Below are 17,849 nucleotides of genomic sequence, written 5' to 3' on the forward strand. Positions count from 1 at the left end.
CCGGGTCGGCCCCGGCCGCGGCCCGGCCCGCGGGGCACAACCCCCCCACCCCCGGTGTTTTCAACCCCCCCCCCCCCCCCCCCCGCGCCCCCCCCCCCCCCCCCCCCGCGTCGCCGTTTGCGCACCTTCTTGGTGACCCAGCTCGCGATCGTGACGATGAAGAAAGCCCAGATCGCGTAGTCGAAGTACTGGCTGTACGTCTCGAGATCCTGGAAGCGCGAGCCCAGCAGGTAGCCACCGCCGACGAACAGGGCGTTCCAGACGCCGCTGCCGATCGCGGTGAAGATCGTGAACTGGGCCAGGTTCATGTGGTTGGCGCCGGCCGGGATCGACACCAAGCTGCGGACCACCGGGGCGCAGCGTCCGAACAGGACGGCTGCCTTCTCGTGCTTCTCGAACCAGCGGTCGGCCTGGTCGAGGTCGTCGGCGTCGACCAGCGGGATGCGGTCGAGCCAGCGGCGCAACCTTTCCTCGCCCAGGCCGTAACCCAGCCAGTAGAGCAGCAGCGCGCCGCCGACCGAGCCGGCCGTGGCCGCCAGGAAGACCAGGATCAGGTTGACCCGGCCCTCACTGGCCAGGTAGCCGCCCATCGAGAGCACGATCTCGCTGGGAATCGGCGGGACGAGGTTTTCCAGGGCGACAAGCAGGCCCACCCCCACTTCGCCCCACGACTCGATGACGGACGCCACCCACCCTGTCAGCCCACCTTGCTGACTCAGACCCGCTTCAGCCATCGCACCTTCATACCCGCCGCACCTGAAACCAACCTGAAGCGTGGTACGGCGGTTTGCATATGCCGACCGCCGGTATATGCTCCCGGCATGAACGAGCCGACCTTCCTCATCCTCACGGCGCTGGCCGGCGAGCCGATGCACGGCTATGCCGTGATCGAGGACGTCGAGCGCATGACCGGCGGCCGCGTTCGGCTGCGCACCGGCACGCTCTACGCCGCGCTCGACCGCCTGCGCGGCGAGGGTCTGATCGAGGTCGACCGGGAAGAGGTCGTCCAGTCCCGGCTCCGGCGTTATTACCGGCTCACGGGGGCCGGCGAGCAGAGCTTCGAGGCCCAGACCAGCCGCCTGCGCGAGCAGGCCACGATCGCGGAGGGCCGGCTGCGTGCCCGCCGCACCAACTTCGGGGGAGCCACCGCATGAGCGAGATCCGCTATCGGCGCCTGCTCGCGCTCTATCCGCGCGACTTCCGGCGCGAATACGGCGACGAGATGCTCGGCGTCCTGATGGCCGACCCGCGACCGGGCCCGGCCCAGGCGTTCGACGTCGTGTGCGGGGCGATCGCCGCCCACCTGCGTCTGATGGTCACCGGCCAGAGCCGGGTGGCCCGCACCGTGCAGGTCTTCGGCGCGATGCTGCTGTTCGCCGTCGCGCTGGGCCGGGTCGCGGTCGAGGTCCGGGCGATGCTGATCTATCCCGAGTTCGCGCCGCCGGTCGAGACGGTTCACTGGGCGCGGCTGGCCGGCTGGGGTGTCGCGCTGATCGCGGCCTTCGTGGGGTGGCGCCTGCTCGGAGCGGCCGGAGCGACGGTCGGGCTGGCCGGCGAGATCGCCGCCCCCGCGCGGTCCTATCTGGACACTCCGGCCACCCTGCTGTACGCATACTGGCTGATCGTCGCGGCGGCGATCGTGCTGATCGCGGGCCTGGTCGCCGATCGTGGCGGCCGACAGTTACGCGGTCTGCCCTGGGTGATTGCGGCGAGCGTGCTACTGCTGGCCGAGGTCACGGTGTTCCCCCATTGGCTCGGCCCGGCCGGCACGATCCTCGTGCTGGTCGCAGCGGTGCTCGTCGCCGTGGCCGTCCTGCGGCAAGAGCCCGAGACCCGCGCCCGGCTGCTGTGCTGGGCCGCGCCGGTGATCGTGACCGTGCCGCTGGTGCAGTGGGGCTTCGGTGGCCTCATCAAATACAACATGGGCCACCCCGAGTCGCTGCAGCTGATCAGCCCGCTGCAGTGGGTCGTCCTCGTGCTGGTGCCGCTGGCCGCCTTCGCCGGTGTCTCGGCCCTGAGCCGCCGCGACATCCCCGGTCTGACTGTCGCCCGCCGGTGATCCTGAGCGGTTCCCGGTTTCGCGGCCCGGAGTCACGGTGAAGTAGAGGGACATGACTGACCGGTGGTATCGGAAGGCCGTTGTCTACTGCGCCGACATCGACACGTTCGCCGACTCGAACGGGGACGGATGCGGCGATATTCGCGGACTGATCGAGCGTCTCGACTATCTGGCCCGACTCGGCATCAACTGCTTGTGGCTCAACCCGATCCACCCGACGCCGGATCGTGACGACGGCTACGACGTGTCCGACTTCTACAACATCGACCCGCGGTTCGGAAACCTCGGTGACTTCGCCGAGCTGCTGCACCAGGCCGACAACCTCGGCATCAAGGTCATCATCGACCTGGTCGTCAACCACACCTCCGACCAGCACCCGTGGTTCCAGTCGGCCCGGTCGTCGCCCGACTCGCCGTATCGCGACTGGTACGTCTGGTCGGACACCGAGCCCAGCGACCGCAAGCAGGGCATGGTCTTCCCCGGCGAGCAGAACGAGACCTGGACCTACGACCGCACCGCGAAGTCCTGGTATTACCACCGGTTCTACAAGTTCCAGCCCGACCTCAACATCAACAACCCGGAGGTCCGCGAGGAGATCAAGAAGATCTGCGCGTTCTGGCTCCAGCTGGGCGTGGCCGGGTTCCGCATGGACGCCGTGCCGTTCATCATCGAGCAGACCGAACCGGGCAACCCCAACTCGCCCAAGGATTTCGACTTCCTCTCCGACCTGCGGCAGCACGTGCAGTGGCGCAAGGGCGACGCCGTGCTCCTGGCCGAGGCCAACGTCGAGCCGGCCCAGCTGGTCGACTTCTTCGGCGACAAGGGCGGCTCGAACAACCGCATCCACATGCTGTTCGACTTCATGCTCAACACCCGGCTGATCCTGGCCCTGGCCCGTGAGGACGCCGAGCCGATCATCGACGGCCTGCGCGACACCCCGCAGCTGCCCCCGGGCGGCCAGTGGGCGACGTTCCTGCGCAACCACGACGAGATCGACCTGTCCCGCCTCACCGCCGAGCAGCGCGAAGAGGTCTTCGCCAAGTTCGGTCCCGAGCCCGAGATGCAGCTGTACGGACGGGGCATCCGGCGGCGGCTGGCCCCGATGCTCGGCAACGACCGGCGGCGCATCGAGCTGGCCTACGCCCTGCAGTTCAGCCTGCGCGGCACCCCGGTCATCCGCTACGGCGAAGAGATCGGCATGGGCGAGGACCTCACGCAGGACGGCCGCAACGCGATCCGCACCGCCATGCAGTGGTCGGGCCTGCCCAACGGCGGCTTCTCCACCGCGAAGCCCAAGGATCTGGTGCGCCCGGCCATCACCGGCGGCGAGTTCGGGTGGGAGACGGTCAACGTGACCCTCCAGCGCCACAACCCGCAGTCGCTGCTTTCCTGGTTCGAGCGCATGATCCGTACGCTCCGGGAGGCGCCCGAGGTCGGCACGGGCAGCTGCAAGCATGTCGATATTCCGGCGCCGACCAGTGTGTTGGTCCATCGCGCGGACGGCGAGACGGGCACGATGGTCTTCGTGCACAACCTGGGACCCGACGCGGCGACCCTGGACCTCAGCTCGCTCTATCCCGAGGCCGAGATGCCGAACGACGTCCTGGCCGACCAGGAGTATGCGGACCTCGGCAAATGCGACAAGATCGAGGTCGCCGGACACGGATACCGGTGGATCCGCCTACGCCGTACGGCGTGATCCTAGGTTAAAGTGCACTCCGAGTGCAGATAGTTTGTGGTAGCAAGCCCCGTGGAGGCCATCGTGTCGCAGTCCGTTCCCACCCGCGTCGCCATCGTCACCGGGGCCGCCCGGGGCATCGGTGAGGCCACCGCCCGCAAGCTCGCCGCCGACGGCATGGCCGTGGCGGTCGTCGACCTCGACGAGGGCGCCTGTGCCAACACCGTGACGGCGATCCACGACGCGGGCGGGACGGCGCTGGCCGTCGGCGCCGACGTCTCCGACGCGATCCAGGTCGGTGCGGCCGTCGAGCGGGTCAAGGCCGAGCTGGGCACGCCCACCGTGCTGGTCAACAACGCCGGCGTGCTGCGCGACAACCTGCTGTTCAAGATGACCGACGACGACTGGGAGACCGTGATGGCGGTCCACCTGCGCGGCGCCTTCCTGTTCAGCCGGGCCGTCCAGAAGCACATGGTCGACGCCGGCTGGGGCCGCATCGTCAGCCTCTCCAGCACCTCGGCCCTCGGCAACCGCGGTCAGGCCAACTACGCCGCGGCCAAGGCCGGTCTGCAAGGCTTCACCAAGACCCTGGCGATCGAGCTGGGCCGCTTCGGCATCACCGCGAACGCGGTGGCCCCCGGTTTCATCGTCACCGACATGACGGCGGCCACCGCGGCCCGCGTCGGGGTGGATTTCGCCCAATTCGAGAAGGCTGCGGTGGCTCAGATTCCCGTGGGGCGGGCTGGCCGGCCCGAGGACGTGGCGAACACCGTATCCTTCCTCGTCAGCGAGGGTGCCGGTTTCGTGTCCGGGCAGGTCATCTATGTTGCCGGAGGCCCGCGCGCATAGTGCAGCGGTTGCCGGGAGGCGGTACAAAGAGATGATGATGAACCGACGCATGAGCTCCCGCAGCGTGTCGCTCACCAGCACGTTCTTGCTCCTCGCGGCGGGCGGAGCGGCGGCGTGCGACAACGACGACGACTACCAGGACGCCGGGTTCTACTGCGCCGACGCCAACGGCACGGTTGTCGACGAGGACTACTGCGACGACGACGACAACAACGGCGGGTCCGGCATCGGCGCGCTGCCGTTCTTCATCTGGTATTCGTCGGGTTACCGCTCGGGCTACCCGGTGGGCTACCGGCTGCCGCCGGGTGGCAACAAGTTCGCGTACAACGACCGGGCGGCCCGGCAGTCTTTCGGGCTGCCCGCCAGCGGCAAGATCGGCAACGGCACGATCAAAACCAGCGTGGTCGGCAAGGGCGGCGCCGCGCGCGGCTCCAGCAAGAGCTCGGGCGGCTGACTGTGCGCCGAGTTCCGTACGGTCCGGTCCGCGACGGCTGGAAGCTCACCAACTACAGCCTCGGCCTGACCTACAACGACACCGAGCTGCCCGACGGGTCCATGGTCTCGTACTGGCAGGAGGGGCCGTTCTACGACTTCACCGCGGGCGAGATCGAGGAGCTCGAGACGGCCACCGCGGCGATCTACGAGATGTGCCTCGAGGCCGGCGACTGGATGGTCAAGCAGTGCCCGCGCCACACGGTGCAGGGCCGCAAGGACGGCTTCTTCGCCTCGGTCTGCAACCCGTCGTCGTGCTTCCTGGCCAAGATCGGCATCCCGGAGTTCGCGCACGAGCAGATCATCCGGACGTGGTTCGACGGCGACGCCGAGACCTGGACGCACTACGACAAAGATCCCGACATGCGGCTGCCGATGGAGACGCCGGACTACTCGCCGAGCGTCTACGGCCGCTTCGATCTCTGGTACAACGGGGCCGGCAGCACGCCCAAGCTGCTCGAGTTCAACGCGCAGACGCCGACCTCGCTGGTCGAGAGCGCGGTCATCCAGTGGCACTGGGCCGACCAGACCAATCTCACCAAGCACGAGTGGCGTCAGTGGAACTCGATTCACGACCGGCTGGTCGGCTGGCCCGCGAGCCCCGGTGAGCCGGCCGAGCCCGGGGCCTGGCGCCGCAACATCGACAAGCTGCGCGAGGCCCGCACCTGGCTCCCCGAAAAGCCCAAGATCTTTTTCGCGTACGAGACCTCGGAGCGCACCGGCGAGGACCGGATGAACGTCGCCTACCTGATGGCGACCGCCGAGGAGGCCGGCTATCCGGTCGAGCTGATCGCGATGAGCCAGATCGGCTGGGACGTCGCCGGTGACCGCGTGGTCTTCGTGCCCGGCCCCGGCCAGGAGCACAAGTCCGAGCCGATCGACATCATCTTCATGCTCTATCCGTGGGAGTGGTTCTGGAGCGAGGAGGGCGGCAAGGCCTTCTTCCGCAACATGGCCGACCCCACCAAGCACGGCACGGTCTGGATCGAGCCGCCGTACAAGGCGGCGCTGCTCGGCAACAAGGCCCTGCTGCCGGTGCTGTGGATGCTCTTCGGCGAGCACCCGGAGCGCAGCAAATACCTGCTCCCGGCCTATTTTGCCGAGTCCTCCAAGGCGGCCACGCTCACCAGCTACGCCAAGAAGCCCATCTGGGGCCGCGAGGGTGGCTCGGTCACCCTGGTCAAGGACGGCCAGACGATCACCGACAACCCTTCCGAGTACGGCTCCGACGGGCGCTTCGTCGTCCAGGAACTCTGCGAGCTGCCGTCCTTCGAGGGGCTGGAGGGCACCGTCCACCCGGTGATCGGCTCGTGGCTGATCGACGGCGAGCCGGCCGGCATGGGCATCCGCGAGGGCCTCGGCGTGAAGGGCCTGGTCACCAACGACGCCAGCTTCTTCGTGCCGCACGTCATCGAGGCGGACGACTAGTCGCGGGGGCGGTGCCGCCAGATCCACCAGAGGCCGATGAACGGCAGCACCAGCGGCACGTAGCCGTAACCGCTGCCGAAGCGCGACCACACGGTGTCGTCGGGGAAGGCCACCGCGTCGGCGATGCTCAGGATGCCGACCACGAGCACGCCGAGCAGCTCGATGCTGCAGCTGACCAGCGCGATCATCCGGCCCCGGGTGCCGCCGACCGCGAGCCCGGCGGTGGCCGAGATGTAGACCAGGCCCGCGAACGCCGAGAGCAGGTAGGCCAGCGGGGCCTCACCGAAGTGCGTGGTGATCTGCACGAGCGCGCGGGCGCTGGCCGAGAGCGCGAAGATCCCGTACACCAGCAGCAGCACCCGGCCGAGGCCGGTGCCGAGCGCGGCGTCGGTGGGGCGGGCGGACGCTTCAGGCACCGGTCACCGACGCAATCTGCTGCAGCCGCAGCACGAGAACCGGGATCACCAGGCAGGCGATGCCGAGGATGAGGCTGCCCCAGCGGGTCGGCTCCAGCCGGGCCAGATAGGCGCCGACCGGCACGAAGGCGATCGTCGTGATCAGATAGCCGCCGAACGTCGCGGTGTCGCTCGGCCGGGAGTCGCCGAACAGGCCGACCACGGCGGTCACGACCAGGACCGCGACCAGCGCGCTGAAGACCCCCGCGGCCAGCAGGTCGAAGCGGGTCGGCGCGCGGTTGAGGGCGGAACGCAACAGGTACCACGCCGCCAGCACCAGGGCGGCGACGATCGTCACCACCGACAGAGGACCGTTCACCCGGCACAGCGTACTGATGGATCTCCGCCTGGTAGCTTGCGGCTGGACCCAGAGAGAGGCAGGCGACCCCATGCGCTTCGGACTGTTCGGCACCGGCCCCTGGGCCCATCAGGCACACGCCCCGGCGCTGGCCGCGCATCCGGATGTCGAGTTCGTGGGAGTCTGGGGCCGCAATCCCGACAAGGCCGCCGAACTGGCCGGGCAGCACGGCACCCGCCCGTACGCCGACCAGGACGAGCTGATCGATGCCGTCGACGCCGTCGCCATCGCCCTCCCACCCGACGTGCAGGCCCCGCTCGCCCTGCGGGCCGCCCGTGCGGGTCGTCACCTGCTGCTGGACAAGCCGGTCGCGTTCACCAACGCCGAGGCGGCCGAGATCGTCGCCGCGGTGGCCGAGCGTGATCTCGCCTCCGTGGTCTTCTTCACCCGCCGGCTCATGCCGCAGCTGGCCGAGTTCCTGACCGACGCGGCCGCGACCGGTGGCTGGACCGAGGCGCGGGTCGACCACCTCGGCTCGATCTTCACCGACGACAACCCGTTCGGCGCGTCGCCGTGGCGCAAGCAGAGCGGCGGCCTGTGGGACGTCGGCCCGCACGCGCTCGCCCTGGTGCTGCCCGTGCTCGGCCCGGTCACCGAGGTGACCGGTCTGGCCGGCCCGCGCGACACGACCCACCTGCTGCTGCGCCACACCAGCGGCACGATCAGCAATCTCACCCTCTCGGTGGACGCGCCGCCCGCCGCCGAGCGCGAAGACGCCCTGCTCGCGGGCGAGGCCGGCCTGCGCGTCCCGCCCAGCATGCCGTGGTCGCCGGTCGACGCCCTGGGCCGCGCCATCGACGCGCTGATCGCCCACGCCGGCGGCGGACCGGCCTCCGAGCTCGACGTCCGGTTCGGCGCCGAGGTGACCGCGATCCTGGTCGCGGCCCAGGAGGCGATCACCTCGGGCCGCAAGGTCACGATCGCCGATCACGCCTGATCGGCGGTTCGCGGGCAACTTTGATCGGCCGATGACCAGTCCGGGCGTACGGGCGTGCCGAATCGGGGTTTGAATGACTGCGACGGCGAAAGGCGGATCCATGGCGGAGCGCGGAGCGAACCGTCGCCCGGAACACCTGGCGGCGGTGCCGGACAGCGGCGCGCCGCCCCCGGCCGACGCCGGTGAGCTGCTGCGCGAGGTGGCCCGGGGCGACGAGAAGGCGTTCGGGCGGCTCTATGACCTGGTCGCGCCGCGCGTCTACGGGCTGATCCGGCGGGTGCTGCGTGATCCGGCCCAGGCCGAGGAGGTGGCCCAGGAAGCGCTTGTCGAGGTGTGGCGCTCGGCCGCCCGCTTCGACCCGGCGCGCGGTTCGGCCACCTCCTGGATCTTCACGATCGCGCATCGCCGGGCGGTCGACCGGGTGCGTTCCGAGCAGGCGTCGACCGAGCGGACGATGCGGGTCGGGGCGGCGTCGGTCGACACCCCGTACGACGCGGTGGCCGACGAGGTGTCCGGCCGGCTCGAACGTCAGCAGGTCCGGCGGTGTCTCGAGAACCTCACCGAGCTGCAGCGGCAGGCGGTGACGCTGGCCTACTACCAGGGCCATTCGTATCCGCGGGTGGCCGAGCTGCTCGGCACGCCGCTGCCGACGGTGAAAACGAGAATGCGCGACGGCCTCATCCGGCTGCGCGACTGCATGGGAACGGGGGTCTCGTCGTGACCACGGAGATCCATACCCTCGTCGGCGCGTACGCGCTCGACGCGGTGGACGACATCGAGCGCGCGTCGTTCGAACGCCACCTGCGCGAATGTGACAGCTGCCGGGCCGAGGTCGACGAGTTCCGCGAGACCACGGCCCAGCTGGCCCACGACACGTGGTCGGCGCCGCCGCCCGGGCTGCGCGACAACGTGCTGGCCGAGATCTCCCGCACCCGCCAGACGCCCCCGGTGGTTTCCGACACCCAGGCGCTCCCGGTCCGCGGGGTGTCCCGCCGCCGGTGGCTCGGGGCCGCGGCGGCCGCGGTGGTGGCGGCGGCCGGGGCCGGAACCGCGGTCTATGCGGTCCAGGACCAGCGTGTACGCGATCAGAGGCAGATCGCCGAGGCCGCGCGGCTCAACGAGGCCCGGGTCCGGCAGATCCTCGCGTCGCCCGACGTCGTGCTCAAGGAGCAGCCGGTGTCGACCGGCGGCCGGGTGACGGTGGCGACCTCCCGCCTGCACGGCGCGGGTGTCGTGCTGCTCGCGGCCGGGGCCGCCCCGTCGGACCGGGTCTATCAACTGTGGACCATCCACCCCGGCGGCGATCCGGTCAGCGCGGGGGTCCTGCACGAGGGCCAGGAGGCCGACGTCGTCCTGGTCGAGGGTCTGCCCGGGGCGACCGACGTGGGCCTGACCATCGAACCGCCGGGAGGCTCGGCCGCCCCGACGACCCCGATGGTGGCCGACGTGAAACTCCTCTGAGGTTCGACCCATCCGGCGCATGGTTCGCCACGAATCAGGAGCGAAGGTAAATAACGCTCCGAAGGGACGAACCATGCGTGCAACGAAGCTCACCGCGGTCGCAGCCGCCGCCCTGTTCTCGATCTCCCTGGCGGCTTGCGGCAGCGACTCGTCCTCGGACAGCGAGGGCACCGGCGCCGCTGCGGCGCCGAGCATGACCACCGCGGCGCCCAGCTCGGCGCCCGCCGACATGACCATGACCACGTTCGGCGCCGGGTGTGCGGCCGTGCCCACCGACTCGTCGGACCCGGGCAGCTTCCAGGCGATGGCCCAGGTGCCGGTGGCCACCGCGGCCTCGGGCAACCCGCTGCTGTCGACGCTGGTCACGGCGGTCAAGAAGGCCGGCCTGGTCGACTCGCTCAACTCGGCCGACGGGATCACCGTCTTCGCGCCGACCAACGACGCGTTCGGCAAGATCCCGAAGGCCACGCTGGACAAGGTGCTGGCCGACAAGAAGACGCTGACCAGCATCCTGACCTACCACGTGGTGCCGGGCAAGCTCGCGCCCGAGGCGCTGGCCGGCGCGCACAAGACGCTGCAGGGCGGCGAGGTCACCGTGACCGGCAGCGGCGAGGAGTTCAAGGTGAACGGCGCCGCCTCGGTCATCTGCGGCAACGTGCAGACGGCCAACGCGACCGTCTACATCATCGACTCCGTTCTGATGCCGAAGAGCTGATGCGGGCCCTCGCCGGGCTCCTGTCGGCGGGATTGGGAGTGGCGGTCGCCGAACTGCTGGCGGCCGCCACCCGCCCCGCGGCCGGGCCCCTGGTCGCGGTGGGCGGCGCGGTCATCGACGCGACGCCGACGGCGGTGAAGGAACTCGCCGTACGGGAACTGGGCACCTCCGACAAGCCGGTGCTCCTGACGGTCATCGGGCTGGTCGTGGCGCTGTTCGCGGCGGCGACCGGCATCCTCGGCCGCCGGTGGCGCCCGGCCGTGATCGCCGGGCCCGCGCTGTTCGGCCTCGCCGGTGCGGCGGCGGCGTTGTCGAGGCCGGCCGCCGAGTTCTACGACGTGGTGCCGTCGCTGGCCGGTGCGGCGCTGACCGGAGTCACCCTGTGGTGGCTGTTGCGGCGGAGCGCTCCGGCCGGCGTACGGCTGGATCGCCGGGGTTTTCTGCGTGCCGCGGCGCTCGTGGCCGGGGGAGCGGTGGTCGCCTCGGGCAGCGCGTTGGCCGTGGGGCGCATCGCGAGCGGCAACCGGGCACGAGCCCGGGCCGATGTGCGGCTGCCGGCCGCCGCGGATCCCGGACCGCCCGTGCCGCCGGGCCTGGTGACCCCCAATCGGGACTTCTATCGGGTCGACACGGCGCTCACCGTGCCCCGGATCGACCTCGGCAGCTGGTCGCTGCGGGTGCACGGCATGGTGGACCGGGAGCTGAAGGTCTCGTTCGCCGACCTGCTCGCGATGCCGCTGATCGAGCGGCCGGTGACCATGACCTGCGTGTCGAACGAGGTCGGCGGGCCGTACATGGGCACCGCGACCTGGCTCGGCGTGCCGCTGGCACCGCTGCTGCGCTCTCTGGGGGTGTCGTCCGGCGCGGACCAGCTGGTGGCCCGCTCGGTCGACGGCATGACGATCGGCACGCCGGTGGCGACCCTGCTCGACGGGCGGGACGCGATGCTGGCGGTAGGCATGAACGGCGAGCCGCTGCCGCTCGAGCACGGGTTCCCGGTGCGCATGGTCACCCCCGGCCTGTACGGATACGCGGGCTCGTGCAAGTGGCTGACCTCGATCGAGCTGACCACGTTCGACCGCTTCGACGCGTACTGGGTGGAGCGCGGATGGGCCGCCGAGGCGCCGGTGAAGACCGGTTCGCGGGTCGACCGGCCGCGTCCGTTCGCCCAGGTCGAGCGGGGCCAGGTCACGGTCGCCGGAGTGGCGTGGGCGCAGCGGCGGGGGATCGCCTCGGTCGAGGTCCGGGTCGACGACGGCCCCTGGGCGCGGGCGGAGCTGTTGCCGGCGCCGTCGGTGGACACCTGGGTGCAGTGGCGTTACTCGTGGCGGGCCACGCCGGGGCCGCACTCGATCGCGGTGCGCGCGACCGACCGGTCGGGGGCCGTGCAGACCGGCGACCGGGCCACCCCGTTTCCCAGCGGGTCCACGGGGTGGCACACGATCACCGTGACGGTCTCGTAGTTCTCAGGGGACGGTGCGCTCGATGGCGGCCGCACCGTCACGCTCGAGCTCCTCGCGGGCGCGCTCGACGTTTTCGGGAGTGGGGTCACGGCCCTCGGCCACGGCCAGGTCCTCGGGGTCCCAGGGCTGGTCGGCGCCCGTACGGTAATGGGGCTCCGCGCCGGGCTCCAGAAACTCGGGGGTGTCGGGGTCCGTGCCGCCGCCGGTGATGAACGCGTCGACCGCCACGTCGTCCTCGATGGCGTCCGCGACCTCCGGAGTCTCCTCCAGCGGCGGTCGCATCTCGTCAGTCATGATTTCCTCCCTGTTTTTGCTCCACCCGGGTAGTACCCCGCAGACGTGGGTATGCACCCCGGGCCGGAAAGGGACGATCATGTCGTCCGCCGGTCAAACTGAGCGCTAATTGGACAGCGTCCGCGCGTTACGGATGGACGCTTAGTAGTGGGCCGAATACATTTTCGCCTTGACGCCCGTTCGCGGGGGCCCGGTGGGATGCGCCGGACCCGCCATGAGCGGGTGGGGTGAGGGGGAGACGCATGACCGAGAGCCGGGGAGGGCGGTCGTGACCAGCCTGTCCGATGCCGAGCGGGACGCGTGTGACGTGATACAGGCTCTCGCGGGCCTGGCCGCGCTGCTGCGCCGCCCCGCCACGGACGTGCCGGGCCTCGACGCGGCCGGTCCGGCGGCGGCCGACGACGCCCGTCGCCTGCTGCTGACTCTGGCCGAGGACGGTGGCCAGGCCGCGGCCCGGGTGCTGGCCTATCTGCGCACCCAGCGCGGGGCCGGCGACGGCGACCTGGTGGCCGTTCCGCCGCGGCTGGGTCCGTGGCGCGAATGGGTGCCCCCGCGCGGTCACCTCTTCGGTCTGGCCCCGGCCCGGCCGGCCCCCAACGAGGTGCCTCAGCCGCGCCGGAGCGATCCGGGCGAGTAAGCCCCGCGGTTGGTCAGTTCGGCGAGCGCAGCGTTTCCGACGGGGACTCGCCGAACCGGGCGCGGTAGGCCGACGCGAAACGGCCCAGGTGCGCGAAACCCCACCGGTGGGCCACGGAGGCGACCGTCATCCGTACGGGATCGGCCCGGCGCAGCGCCTCGTGCACCCGCCCCAGCCGCACCTGCTGCAGATAGGTCATCGGGGCCGTGCCCAGGTGCCGGCGGAAGCCCTCCTGCAGCGACCGGACACTCAGGTTGGCGATGCGGGCCAGGTCGGTCACCGTGAACGGGCGTTCCGGCTCGCTCTGGATCGCGTCGACCACGCGGCGGATCGCCCGGGGCGGCCCTGTGGCGACGGGACCGGTCAGCTCGGCGTGATAGCGGTGCGGCAGGCTCAGCAGCAGGCCGCTGAGGATGGTGCTGCGCAGTTGCTCGACCATCATCGGCTCGGCGAACAGGCTCGACTCGTATTCGAGCTCGTCGCACAGGAGCCGGAGCAACCGGGTCCAGCTGTGCCCCGGACCGGTGGAAAGGTCCACCTCAGGGGGGAGGCCGAGGGGTCCCTCGATCGGGTGACCCAGCAGTCCGGCCAACTCCTCCTCGAGGGCCTTGCGCTCGATCTTGATCGCCAGTTCGGCCGAATTCGCCTCGCGCGAGGTGTAGACCGGGCTGCCGGGACCGAAGATGACCCCGGTCGACGGCCCGGCGAAGACCTCGTGACCGGCGTGCCGTGCGTGCAGGCGGCCCATCGTCGGGATGGTCACGTGATAGGCGTCGAGCTCGGCCACGAGAAGCGTGACCGGGCTCGCAAAGGTTAATTGTCCGACCGTTAGAGGTCCGAGTTGGATCACTCCAACACCCAGCCGGAAGTCGCCGCCGTCCTCCGGCGATCCGACTGCCACGGGATAGTAGAAACGATTTAGCACCGACCGTGCCGCATCGATATCAACCCCGCTGAAGTGGGCAATATCCGGCACATCGGGGAACGCGTTGGCATACCTCGGGAAGACGTCAACCATGCCGAGAGGCGCTCCATCGCATACCGTGAGTATTCGACCCGGACACGTCGAACGTCAACGTCACCGCCCCTCGCTGACCGTTCCAGCACATTCAGGCCATATGAACTACTCTGGCGTTCCGCGCCTACGTGGCGTAACTTGCAGACCAGCGGATTGTTGTAGGAACGCGGTTGGAGAGGCGCCCGGGCGGGGCGTCGGATACCTGTCAGAGCCTGTCTGGGGCCGGCGGTGTTCTCCTCGCGGAAGTCGGCGTCGGCCCGCTCGATGCCAGGAAGAGGGCAGCCGTGTATCTGCCGATCACTACGCGCCAGTTGGCCGATGGCACCGTCGAGATCGCACCCAGTGGGGAGATTGATCTCGACAATGCCCACGTGATGCGGGATGCGGTGAACGATGTGCTCACCAGTTCCACGCCGGGCAAGATCTGCCTCGACCTCCAGCGGGTGATGCTGATCGACAGCATCGGGATCGGCATCCTGGTCGCCTGCTTCCATACCGCCGCCGCCAGCGGCATCAAGCTGGTGGTCAGCCACCCCAGCCCGACGGTCTATCGCCAGCTCTGGGTCTCGGGCCTGGTCGGCCTGCTGGGTTGCGCCGAGCCCCCGTCGCCGCGCACGTCGGTCAACCTCCACTGAAACGGCTGAGCGGCCACCCCGATCCCGGGGCAGCCGCTCAGATGTCCGTTCTCAGTGCACGTTCAGTGCCGCTTCCTCCCGGGCGCGACGCTCGTCGCCGCTCAGGTCGGACAGCGGCTTCTCCTTGATGAACAGCACCGCGATGATCGCCAGGAACGCGATCGGCGCGCCGACCAGGAACAGCTCGGCGGTCGCGGTGCCGTAGATGTCCTTGATCACGTCGAGCACCTGCGGTGGCAGGGTGCTCAGGTCGGGCACCTCGGAGGTGCGGCCGGACGCCGCGGCTCTACCCAGCTTCTCGGCCGTCAACGACGTGACCTTGCTGGCCAGCACGGCGCCCAGGGCGCTCACGCCGATAGCGCCGCCCATGCTGCGGAAGAAGGTCAGCGTCGAGGTGGCCGCGCCCAGCTCGGCCGCGGGCACGTCGTTCTGCGCGGCCAGCACCAGGTTCTGCATCAGCATGCCGACGCCGATGCCCAGCACGGCCATGTGCAGCGACAGCACCAGCACGCTCGTGCCCGCGCCGATCGTGCTCAGCAGCAGCATCCCGACCGTCATGATGACGGCCCCCGCGACCAGGAAGATCTTCCATCGGCCGAACTTCGTGATGAGCGCTCCGGCGACAATCGAGGAGACCAGCAGACCGAAAATCATCGGCAGGCTCATCAAGCCGGCGACCGTCGGGGACTTACCCAGCGCAACCTGGAAGTACTGCGACAGGAACACGGTGCCGCCGAACATCGCCACGCCGACCAGCACGCTGGCGATGATCGTCAGGGTCACGGTGCGGTTGCGGAAGAGGCCGAGCGGGATGATCGGCTCCGCGGCCCGCGACTCGACCCACACCGCCAGGGCCAGCAGCACGACGCCGCCGGCCACGAACGCCGCCGTCTCCCAGGACGCCCAGTCGAAGTGCTGACCGGCCAGCGTCGACCAGATCAGCAGCGTGCTCACGCCGGCCGTGATCAGGAACGCGCCGAGCCAGTCGATCTTCACACCCTTCCGGCGTACGGAGGGAAGGTGGAGGGTCTTCTGCAGAAGGGCGATCGCGGCGATCGAGAACGGGACCCCGATGAAGAAGCACCAGCGCCAGCCCAGCCACGAGGTGTCGACCATGACGCCGCCGATCAGCGGGCCGGCGATGGTCGCGACACCGAAGACCGCGCCGAACATGCCGGAGTAGCGGCCCATCTCGCGCGGCGGGATGATCGCCGCCAGGACGATGGTGGCCAGCGCGGTCATGCCGCCCGCGCCGATGCCCTGCACCACGCGGCTGACGATCAGCACGCCGACGTCGGGGGTGAACCCGGCGATCAGCGAGCCCGCCACGAACAGCATCAGCGAGATCTGGATCAGCAGCTTCTTGTTGTAGAGGTCGGCCAGCTTGCCCCACAGCGGGACGGTGGCCGTCATCGCCAGGAGCTCGGTGGTGACGATCCAGGTGTAGACGGACTGGCTGCCGTCGAGGTCGGCGATGATCCGGGGAAGCGCGTTGGAGACGACGGTCGAGGCCAGGATCGCCACGAACATGCCGAGCATCAGGCCGGACAGCGCCTGAACGACCTCGCGCCGCGACATCTTGGCCGGCGCGGCGCTCTCGTCGGCGGACTCGGCGGGCAAGGGCGAGCCGCTCAGCGCGACGGCGTCCTCGGCGACGACGGATTCCGGCCCGTCGGACGGACTGGTGAGTGTCATCGGGTGACTTCCTCGTGAGTAGGTGCCGGCTCGGTCAGCCCGGAGCCGAGAATGTCGAAGGCCTCGCGTACGAGGTCGAGGAGCTCGCGGTCGTCGTCGGCGGCCCACCGCATCATCGAAGTGCGGAAGACGGCGCCCACCGTTGTGGCGACGAGCTGCGGAAACAGGTTGTCCGAGGCAATCCCCGTACGCGCGGCGACCGCGGCGACGGTCTCCTCCTCGGCGCACTCCCCGCGCGCGATGAGGATCGGCAGCAGCGAAGGATTGCTCTTGATCACGCGGAGCCGCAGCAGCCAGACCTCCCGCTCGGCCTGAATCTGCGCGATGTCCGGCTTCATGGCCTCGAACAGGGCCCCGACGAGCGGCACCCCGTCGGGCACGGCGAGCAGCCGATCGTGGATCGAGGGCCCGTCCGGAAGCGGCCCGCCGAGCAGAGCGTCGTCCTTGGTCGCGAAGTAGTTGAAGAACGTACGCGGCGACACGTCGGCCGCCTCGGAGATCTCCTCGACCGTCACATGGTCGCGCCCGCGCTCGTCGACCAGCCGCAGGGCCGCCGCCACCAGCGCGGCCCGGGTCTGCTGCTTCTTCCGGTCCCGCCGGCCGGGGACGGCCTCGGTCGCTGAACTCTCCACGGGAGCAGGCTAGGCCCGAAGTTGCAGCCTCTGCAATCTTTTATCGACTGCAGTGATGTGGGTTACGGGACCGCGCCCGCCGCCGTGAGCAGGGCCGTGGCGGCGGCCGTTCGCGTGTTCAGGACCGCACGGCCCTCGCGGTGGGCGATCACCAGACCGGCCGCTCGCAGCGTGGCCAGATGCTGCGAGACGCCGCCCGGAGTCATGCCCAGCCGGTGCGAGAGCTCGGTCGTCGACAGCGGAGACGTCAGCTCGGACAGCAGGCGGGCCCGGCCCCGGCCGATCAGCGCGGCCAGGGCGTCCGGAACGGTGGCCGCCTGCTCCCACAGCGTCGCCACGCCGGAGGCGGGATAGGCCAGCTGCGGCACCGGGCCGGCCGAGACACTCATCACCGACGGCCAGACGAAGACCGACGGAACCAGGACCAGGCCGGAGCCGGTGGGCACATCGGGAGCCGTGCAGTGCGGCTGATCGACATGCAGGACGCCCTCCCGCCAGGTGACCGCCGGATGCAGGTCGGCCAGGACGCCCTCGGCGCCGGCCGTGGCCAGCCGCTGGGCCCGGCGGTGGACCTCGGCGTCGAGCAGGGCCTTCATGCGGGGCCACCGCGGAGCTATGGCGATGGACCAGAAATCGTCGATCTCGTCGGAGAGGGTGGCCAGACCCGCGGCGGGGTCGTCGTAGAGGACGCCGATCGCTGCGGCGCGAACCCGGGGCAACAGGTCGAGGTGGGCGCGAACGGTCTTCGCAGGTGTCGCTCGCAGTGCCGACAACTCGGCGCGAAGGTCGGCGGTCAGACCCGACGGCGCCGGGGTGAGGAAGTCGGGAGTGTAGGAGCCGGCCGGAGCGACCAGGCAAGCGAGCAGGCCGCCGGCCGGAAGGGTGACGCCGGACGCCCACGGGCGGTAGATCGCGGGCACGCCGGGGGAGCGCAGGATGCGTACGGCGGCCACGGTTTCCCACAGGCACGACACCGCGAAACGGATGCGGGTGGCGGACGCGGCCGAGAGGGCGATCGAGACCAATTCCGGCTCCGTGGATTT

General features: G+C 70.3%; 21 protein-coding genes. 13 read left to right on the top strand and 8 right to left on the bottom strand.

The genetic code is table 11. The features are described 5' to 3' along the window. A partial coding sequence (locus tag ACZ3I4_RS39010) for a DedA family protein (protein ID WP_465387147.1) occupies positions 1 to 734 on the bottom strand: 734 nt, incomplete at its 3' end. Positions 735 to 821: 87 nt separating this feature from the next. Here ACZ3I4_RS39010 and ACZ3I4_RS39015 point away from each other — a divergent pair. The 6 genes from ACZ3I4_RS39015 to ACZ3I4_RS39040 all read left to right on the top strand — a co-directional run bounded on the left by ACZ3I4_RS39015 (position 822) and on the right by ACZ3I4_RS39040 (position 6,506). Then, positions 822 to 1,154: a PadR family transcriptional regulator gene (locus ACZ3I4_RS39015; RefSeq protein ID WP_465387148.1), complete on the top strand. Its 333-nt coding sequence runs from the start codon at positions 822 to 824 to the stop codon at positions 1,152 to 1,154. Continuing rightward, positions 1,151 to 2,059 carry a hypothetical protein gene (locus ACZ3I4_RS39020; protein WP_465387149.1) on the top strand — a complete coding sequence of 303 codons (909 nt, stop codon included), beginning with the start codon at positions 1,151 to 1,153 and terminating at the stop codon, positions 2,057 to 2,059. Before ACZ3I4_RS39015 ends, ACZ3I4_RS39020 begins: the two co-directional genes overlap by 4 nt. 52 nt (positions 2,060 to 2,111) lie before the next feature. Continuing rightward, on the top strand, positions 2,112 to 3,758 hold the full coding sequence (locus ACZ3I4_RS39025; protein ID WP_465387150.1) for an alpha-amylase family protein: 1,647 nt from the start codon (positions 2,112 to 2,114) through the stop codon (positions 3,756 to 3,758). Between the two features lie 63 nt (positions 3,759 to 3,821). Then, on the top strand, positions 3,822 to 4,586 hold the full coding sequence (gene fabG / locus ACZ3I4_RS39030) for a 3-oxoacyl-ACP reductase FabG (protein WP_465387151.1): 765 nt from the start codon (positions 3,822 to 3,824) through the stop codon (positions 4,584 to 4,586). A 49-nt stretch (positions 4,587 to 4,635) separates the two neighbouring features. Then, positions 4,636 to 5,040 carry a hypothetical protein gene (locus ACZ3I4_RS39035; protein WP_465387152.1) on the top strand — a complete coding sequence of 135 codons (405 nt, stop codon included), beginning with the start codon at positions 4,636 to 4,638 and terminating at the stop codon, positions 5,038 to 5,040. 2 nt (positions 5,041 to 5,042) lie between these two features. Beyond that, entirely contained in the window at positions 5,043 to 6,506 is a 1,464-nt protein-coding gene (locus tag ACZ3I4_RS39040) for a glutathionylspermidine synthase family protein (protein ID WP_465387153.1), read from the top strand. Here ACZ3I4_RS39040 and ACZ3I4_RS39045 read toward each other — a convergent pair. Together ACZ3I4_RS39045 and ACZ3I4_RS39050 are read right to left on the bottom strand one after the other, a co-directional pair. Beyond that, positions 6,503 to 6,922, bottom strand: a complete 420-nt coding sequence (locus ACZ3I4_RS39045) for a hypothetical protein (RefSeq protein ID WP_465387154.1) — start codon at positions 6,920 to 6,922, stop codon at positions 6,503 to 6,505. The two genes, ACZ3I4_RS39040 and ACZ3I4_RS39045, sit on opposite strands and share 4 nt — an antisense overlap. Beyond that, on the bottom strand, positions 6,915 to 7,280 hold the full coding sequence (locus ACZ3I4_RS39050; RefSeq protein WP_465387155.1) for a hypothetical protein: 366 nt from the start codon (positions 7,278 to 7,280) through the stop codon (positions 6,915 to 6,917). The genes ACZ3I4_RS39045 and ACZ3I4_RS39050 overlap by 8 nt, the downstream gene beginning before the upstream one ends. Positions 7,281 to 7,350: 70 nt before the next feature. Here ACZ3I4_RS39050 and ACZ3I4_RS39055 point away from each other — a divergent pair, with 70 nt between their 5' ends. The 5 genes from ACZ3I4_RS39055 to ACZ3I4_RS39075 all read left to right on the top strand — a co-directional run bounded on the left by ACZ3I4_RS39055 (position 7,351) and on the right by ACZ3I4_RS39075 (position 11,895). Further along, positions 7,351 to 8,256, top strand: a complete 906-nt coding sequence (locus tag ACZ3I4_RS39055) for a Gfo/Idh/MocA family protein (protein WP_465387156.1) — start codon at positions 7,351 to 7,353, stop codon at positions 8,254 to 8,256. A 100-nt stretch (positions 8,257 to 8,356) separates the two neighbouring features. Continuing rightward, complete coding sequence (locus ACZ3I4_RS39060) at positions 8,357 to 8,977, top strand: sigma-70 family RNA polymerase sigma factor (protein WP_465387157.1); 621 nt, start codon at positions 8,357 to 8,359, stop codon at positions 8,975 to 8,977. Next, complete coding sequence (locus ACZ3I4_RS39065; RefSeq protein ID WP_465387158.1) at positions 8,974 to 9,717, top strand: anti-sigma factor; 744 nt, start codon at positions 8,974 to 8,976, stop codon at positions 9,715 to 9,717. Before ACZ3I4_RS39060 ends, ACZ3I4_RS39065 begins: the two co-directional genes overlap by 4 nt. A gap of 73 nt (positions 9,718 to 9,790) precedes the next feature. Then, complete coding sequence (locus tag ACZ3I4_RS39070; RefSeq protein ID WP_465387159.1) at positions 9,791 to 10,432, top strand: fasciclin domain-containing protein; 642 nt, start codon at positions 9,791 to 9,793, stop codon at positions 10,430 to 10,432. Continuing rightward, complete coding sequence (locus tag ACZ3I4_RS39075) at positions 10,432 to 11,895, top strand: molybdopterin-dependent oxidoreductase (protein WP_465387160.1); 1,464 nt, start codon at positions 10,432 to 10,434, stop codon at positions 11,893 to 11,895. Before ACZ3I4_RS39070 ends, ACZ3I4_RS39075 begins: the two co-directional genes overlap by 1 nt. Positions 11,896 to 11,898: 3 nt before the next feature. Here the strand turns inward: ACZ3I4_RS39075 and ACZ3I4_RS39080 are convergent, their stop codons facing one another. Next, the gene (locus ACZ3I4_RS39080; protein WP_465387161.1) at positions 11,899 to 12,189 is read right to left on the bottom strand and encodes a hypothetical protein; all 291 of its coding nucleotides are present in this window, start codon (positions 12,187 to 12,189) and stop codon (positions 11,899 to 11,901) included. Positions 12,190 to 12,457: 268 nt separating this feature from the next. Here ACZ3I4_RS39080 and ACZ3I4_RS39085 point away from each other — a divergent pair, with 268 nt between their 5' ends. Then, on the top strand, positions 12,458 to 12,826 hold the full coding sequence (locus ACZ3I4_RS39085) for a hypothetical protein (protein WP_465387162.1): 369 nt from the start codon (positions 12,458 to 12,460) through the stop codon (positions 12,824 to 12,826). Between the two features lie 13 nt (positions 12,827 to 12,839). On the opposite strand, the gene ACZ3I4_RS39090 is transcribed toward ACZ3I4_RS39085, so the two are convergent. Further along, positions 12,840 to 13,844 (bottom strand): AraC family transcriptional regulator, encoded by a 1,005-nt coding sequence (locus ACZ3I4_RS39090; protein WP_465387163.1) that lies wholly within the window; start codon positions 13,842 to 13,844, stop codon positions 12,840 to 12,842. 284 nt (positions 13,845 to 14,128) lie between these two features. On the opposite strand from ACZ3I4_RS39090, the gene ACZ3I4_RS39095 reads away from it, so the two are divergent. Further along, on the top strand, positions 14,129 to 14,479 hold the full coding sequence (locus ACZ3I4_RS39095; protein ID WP_133874633.1) for an STAS domain-containing protein: 351 nt from the start codon (positions 14,129 to 14,131) through the stop codon (positions 14,477 to 14,479). Positions 14,480 to 14,530: 51 nt separating this feature from the next. Here the strand turns inward: ACZ3I4_RS39095 and ACZ3I4_RS39100 are convergent, their stop codons facing one another. From ACZ3I4_RS39100 to ACZ3I4_RS39110, 3 genes are all read right to left on the bottom strand, one after another. After that, positions 14,531 to 16,174: an MDR family MFS transporter gene (locus tag ACZ3I4_RS39100; RefSeq protein ID WP_465387164.1), complete on the bottom strand. Its 1,644-nt coding sequence runs from the start codon at positions 16,172 to 16,174 to the stop codon at positions 14,531 to 14,533. Beyond that, positions 16,171 to 16,806 carry an acyl-CoA-like ligand-binding transcription factor gene (locus ACZ3I4_RS39105; RefSeq protein WP_465387165.1) on the bottom strand — a complete coding sequence of 212 codons (636 nt, stop codon included), beginning with the start codon at positions 16,804 to 16,806 and terminating at the stop codon, positions 16,171 to 16,173. Before ACZ3I4_RS39105 ends, ACZ3I4_RS39100 begins: the two co-directional genes overlap by 4 nt. A gap of 62 nt (positions 16,807 to 16,868) precedes the next feature. After that, a complete protein-coding gene (locus ACZ3I4_RS39110; protein WP_465387166.1) occupies positions 16,869 to 17,831 on the bottom strand; it encodes an ArsR/SmtB family transcription factor in 963 nt (320 codons plus the stop codon). Between the last annotated feature and the right edge of the window lie 18 nt (positions 17,832 to 17,849).

The sequence above is a fragment of the Actinoplanes sp. NPDC021490 genome (genome assembly GCF_055562135.1).

Excerpts from the sequence above, each read along its gene's own strand:
- ACZ3I4_RS39025 (WP_465387150.1), top strand. The coding sequence starts at position 2,112 with ATGACTGACCGGTGGTATCGGAAGGCCGTTGTCTACTGCGCCGACATC.
- ACZ3I4_RS39090 (WP_465387163.1), bottom strand. The coding sequence starts at position 13,844 with ATGGTTGACGTCTTCCCGAGGTATGCCAACGCGTTCCCCGATGTGCCG.
- ACZ3I4_RS39015 (WP_465387148.1), top strand. The coding sequence starts at position 822 with ATGAACGAGCCGACCTTCCTCATCCTCACGGCGCTGGCCGGCGAGCCG.
- ACZ3I4_RS39080 (WP_465387161.1), bottom strand. The coding sequence starts at position 12,189 with ATGACTGACGAGATGCGACCGCCGCTGGAGGAGACTCCGGAGGTCGCG.
- ACZ3I4_RS39035 (WP_465387152.1), top strand. The coding sequence starts at position 4,636 with ATGAGCTCCCGCAGCGTGTCGCTCACCAGCACGTTCTTGCTCCTCGCG.
- ACZ3I4_RS39055 (WP_465387156.1), top strand. The coding sequence starts at position 7,351 with ATGCGCTTCGGACTGTTCGGCACCGGCCCCTGGGCCCATCAGGCACAC.
- ACZ3I4_RS39060 (WP_465387157.1), top strand. The coding sequence starts at position 8,357 with ATGGCGGAGCGCGGAGCGAACCGTCGCCCGGAACACCTGGCGGCGGTG.
- ACZ3I4_RS39075 (WP_465387160.1), top strand. The coding sequence starts at position 10,432 with ATGCGGGCCCTCGCCGGGCTCCTGTCGGCGGGATTGGGAGTGGCGGTC.
- ACZ3I4_RS39020 (WP_465387149.1), top strand. The coding sequence starts at position 1,151 with ATGAGCGAGATCCGCTATCGGCGCCTGCTCGCGCTCTATCCGCGCGAC.
- ACZ3I4_RS39070 (WP_465387159.1), top strand. The coding sequence starts at position 9,791 with ATGCGTGCAACGAAGCTCACCGCGGTCGCAGCCGCCGCCCTGTTCTCG.
- ACZ3I4_RS39100 (WP_465387164.1), bottom strand. The coding sequence starts at position 16,174 with ATGACACTCACCAGTCCGTCCGACGGGCCGGAATCCGTCGTCGCCGAG.